4 protein-coding genes are annotated in these 3,751 nt (G+C 56.5%); all 4 read right to left on the bottom strand.

Annotated elements, in window-relative coordinates; translation table 11 throughout:
- Window positions 1–149: 149 nt before the first annotated feature.
- From HK23_RS12800 to folE, 4 genes are read right to left on the bottom strand one after another with little or no spacing between them, the layout of a single operon-like run.
- Window positions 150–1,313, bottom strand: coding sequence for an S-(hydroxymethyl)glutathione dehydrogenase/class III alcohol dehydrogenase (locus tag HK23_RS12800; RefSeq protein ID WP_086654271.1), 1,164 nt, complete (start codon window positions 1,311–1,313; stop codon window positions 150–152).
- Between the two features lie 47 nt (window positions 1,314–1,360).
- Complete coding sequence (gene zigA, locus HK23_RS12795; RefSeq protein ID WP_063908833.1) at window positions 1,361–2,584, bottom strand: zinc metallochaperone GTPase ZigA; 1,224 nt, start codon at window positions 2,582–2,584, stop codon at window positions 1,361–1,363.
- 13 nt (window positions 2,585–2,597) lie between these two features.
- Entirely contained in the window at window positions 2,598–3,107 is a 510-nt protein-coding gene (gene hisI, locus HK23_RS12790) for a phosphoribosyl-AMP cyclohydrolase (protein ID WP_025829287.1), read from the bottom strand.
- On the bottom strand, window positions 3,104–3,736 hold the full coding sequence (folE, locus tag HK23_RS12785) for a GTP cyclohydrolase I FolE (protein ID WP_025829285.1): 633 nt from the start codon (window positions 3,734–3,736) through the stop codon (window positions 3,104–3,106). The genes hisI and folE overlap by 4 nt, the downstream gene beginning before the upstream one ends.
- Window positions 3,737–3,751: the final 15 nt, after the last annotated feature.

Raw genomic sequence — 3,751 nt, 5'->3', positions numbered from 1 at the left:
TCAACAATCACGTGGCCACACAGAATAGCCGTCGGATCAACGAAAGCGCTCTCCGCCACTACGGGATAGTCGCCTCGTGGATTTGGTCTCAGCATGAGTTAGGTCCTCGATTTCCAAAGTTAGAAGCGAAAGGCGCCAAAAAGCGATGATCAGGCATCCATCAGAATTTCGCCGGGCAGGTCGTTCGACATGGTCTCACCAGGCTGGTAGTGCATGACAGACCGGATTGCCTCACCACGATGCAGCAGATCGAAGGCCTTGTTGATCTGGTTATGCGTCATGTTGTGCGTGATGTAGGGATCAACACTGAATTTTCCGGCCAGCCATTCATCCACCATTCCAGGAAGCTGCGAGCGCCCTTTCACGCCTCCAAAGGCCGTTCCGCGCCAGACACGCCCTGTAATCAACTGGAATGGCCGAGTGGAAATTTCCTCTCCGGCACCCGCGACACCGATAACGGTGCATTCTCCCCAGCCCTTGTGACAAGATTCCAGCGCAGCCCGCATGACATCGACGCGTCCGATCGCCTCGAAGGAATAATCCACTCCGCCGCCCGTCATCTCGACGATCACCTTCTGGATCGGATCGGTATGATCCGTCGGATTGACCAGATCTGTCGCCCCCAGATTTTTCGCCAGCAGGAATTTCGCGGGGTTGGTATCGACACCAATGATTCGCGAGGCACCAGCCATGACGGCCCCCTGAATAACGGCCATCCCTATCGCGCCGAGGCCAAAAACCGCTACAGTAGAGCCGGGCTCGACCTTTGCCGCATTCCGCACGGCCCCCATGCCGGTCGGCACGGCACAGCCCATGACACTTGCCTTGGAAAGAGGCGCGTCCCTGGTAATTTTCGCAACCGCGATCTCGGGCAGGACGGTGTATTCGCTGAACGTGCTTGTGCCCATATAGTGAAAAATCTGCCGCCCCTTATAGGAAAAGCGACTTGTTCCATCGGGCATTAGTCCGAGAGCCTGTGTCTCACGGATCGTCGAGCAGAGATTGGTCTTGCCCGAACGGATCATCGGACAGTTCGGATCTTCGGGAATGTAGAGCGGAATGACATGATCGCCCGGAACAACAGAAGTGACGCTTTTGCCTACATCCTCGACGATACCCACCCCCTCGTGACCGAGAATGCACGGAAAGCGTCCTTCAGGGTCATGCCCTGAAAGGGTAAACATATCGGTGTGACACAGGCTCGTGGTGACAATCCTGACCAGAACCTCACCCTCCTTCGGGCCTTCGAGATCGACCAGATCAATCTCGAGCGGCATGTTCGGTTCCCATGCAATAGCAGCACGCGTCTTCATTTTTGATGATCCCTCAAGAAAACATTAGTGGTTGACAATCGTATCTGTCAGGCGGGTTCCAGGCTTTCTGACTGACGGCGCCATATGGGGAATGGATCCGGCAGATGGGCATAACGGGCCGGATCAAAACTGTTGGTTTCGGGCACAAGGCAGGCATCGAGATCACGACGCAGTGCGGCCTCGTTCATCTCCGCAGTGCCGATGAAGACGATTTCCTGCCGACGGTCGCCATAAACAGAATCCCAGTTTCCCAACACGAAATCACGCCATTGATCGGTGTTAGGCCACTGGTTTTTCGGAATGGAAGCCCACCACAGTCCCATGGCTTCGCTGCGAACAAGTGCGCCCGCCTGGCTCATCTCCCCGACCCATTCGGGGCGTGTCGCAAGCCAGAAATGCCCTTTCGCGCGCACAACGCCAGGCCAGTTACGATCCAGAAACGCCTGAAATTTTGCTGGTTCAAACGGGCGCCGCGCGCGATAGACGAAATTGCGAATGCCATACTCATCGGTTTCGGGCACATGGTTGGCAAAACCATAAAGTTCCTTGAACCACAAAGGATGCTGATGCGCTTTGTCATAGTCAAAGCGACCTGTATTCAGAATCCGTTCAATGGGAACCTGGCCCATGTCAGTTTCAATGATATCTGCATCCGAATTCAGGGCACGAATGATTTTCCGGGCGGCGTCTACCTGATCGACTGTCGCGGTAGAGATCTTGTTTATGATCACGACATCCGCGAACTCAATCTGCTGGACCAGAAGATCGACCAAAGCACGGTCGTCGTCGTCACCTGCCGTTTCTCCACGATCTTTCAGGAAATCACTTGAAGAATAATCCCGCAGCAGGTTTACGGCATCCACGACCGTCACCATCGTATCCAGCCGGGCAATATCGCTCAGACTGACACCATTCTCGTCGCGAAACTCGAACGTGGCCGCAACCGGCAAAGGTTCGGCGATCCCGGTCGATTCAATAAGAAGGTAATCAAATTTCTGCTCTTCCGCGAGACGCCGCACCTCCTGCAGCAGATCGTCGCGCAGCGTGCAGCAGATGCAGCCATTGGTCATCTCGACCAGTTTTTCATCGGTCCGCGAGAGATTACTGCCGCCCTCGCGCACGAGATCGGCATCAATATTGACCTCGCTCATGTCGTTGACGATGACCGCAACCTTATAGCCCTGACGGTTGTTCAGGACATGATTGAGCAACGTCGTTTTGCCCGCCCCAAGAAAGCCGGACAGCACGGTAACGGGAAGTTTGTTTTCCATTTCCATTGTTCCTTCAGAGCTGTGTCGGGTTCGGAGCATCGCCATAAACGGCGATCGGATCGAAAGTCTTCTCTGCTTCACAGAAGACGAGCCGGGCTTCCGGGGTTGAAACGCCTTCATCAACCGGGAGATCAACACGCCGGTAAAAACAGCTTCGATAACCCACATGACAATTCGCTCCGACACCGGCCGTTTTGACACGGAGCCACACGGCGTCCTGATCATCATCGATGCGTAATTCGACAACATGCTGGATCAGACCGCTCGTCGCACCCTTGTGCCAGAGACACTGACGGCTTCGGCTCCAGTAATGCGCTTCACGGGTTTCGATGGTGCGAGCGAGAGCCTCCGCGTTCATGACCCCGACCATCACAACATCGCCGCTCTCCGCGTCGGTCGTGACGACTGTGAGAAGCCCGGCGGCATCGAAGCGGGGCGCCAGATCAGTGCTTTCTTCCACCTGCACGATGGAGAGGCGTGGCCGAAACGCTGCGGATTCATGGGCCTGGGTCGCACCCATCATGCGCCTCCCATGCCGGCCATGGCGAAAAACTGCCGGCGCAGCGTCTCCGAGGACTCAAACTCGCCAATCATGCGACTGGTCACCATGCTAACGCCGGGTTTGTGCACGCCGCGCGTGGTCATGCATTGATGGGCCGCATCAACCACCACTGCGACACCACGCGGTTTGAGAACGCTGTGGATCGTATCGGCGATTTGCGCCGTCAGCTTTTCCTGAATCTGCAATCTGTGCGCAAACACATCGACCAGACGTGCCAGTTTGCTGATACCGACGACCCGCCTGTCCGGCAGGTAGGCGACATGCGCCTTGCCGATCAGTGGAATGATGTGATGTTCGCAATGCGATTCCAGTCGGATATCCCGCAACACCACCAATTCATTGTAATTCTCTGTCTCTTCAAATGTCCTCTCAAGAAGGGCCACGGGGTCCTCCTCGTAGCCTTCGAAAAACTCCTCATAGGCACGGACCACCCGATCGGGTGTGCCTCTCAGTCCCTCGCGGTCCGGGTCATCCCCCGTCCACGCGAGCAGCGTCCTCACCGCCTCCTCCGCCTGAGCTCGCGTGGGCCGGGGCCGTAAAACCCGGGTGGGCGCATGCGCTGGCGGGCGCGTCTCCACGGTTGTGTCCATTCAGCCCTCACATTC

The sequence above is a fragment of the Acetobacter malorum genome, assembly GCF_002153605.1.
Classification (GTDB): domain Bacteria; phylum Pseudomonadota; class Alphaproteobacteria; order Acetobacterales; family Acetobacteraceae; genus Acetobacter; species Acetobacter malorum_A.
Note: the sequence above shows the minus strand (reverse complement) of the source record. Positions and strands in the feature narration are given on the sequence as shown.